At 34.0% G+C, this 241-nt stretch carries 1 protein-coding gene; it reads left to right on the forward strand.

The genetic code is table 11. From position 1 onward, the window contains the following. Positions 1-241, forward strand: a 241-nt coding sequence (gene mobC, locus SH09_RS14135; RefSeq protein WP_042740246.1) for a plasmid mobilization relaxosome protein MobC, incomplete at both ends; no start/stop codon positions are given.

Consider the following 241-nt stretch of genomic DNA (forward strand, 5'->3'; position numbering starts at 1 on the left):
AACTTTGAATATGACAGTGCCTAATTTCGTTAAGAAAAAGGCACAAGGCAGTCGATTAGTGTCGCCAAAATTAGACAAAGAAACGCGACAATCGATTGCCAAAGATTTAAGTCATTTGGGAAGTAATGTGAATCAGATTGCTAAGTGGTTTAATCAAAATAAAGATAAGGCTACACATTTACCAGAAGAGAAATATCATGATTTAGAAAAGCAATTTGATGATGTGAAAAAGGAGTTGCAT

The organism is Staphylococcus gallinarum (assembly GCF_000875895.1).
GTDB lineage: Bacteria > Bacillota > Bacilli > Staphylococcales > Staphylococcaceae > Staphylococcus > Staphylococcus gallinarum.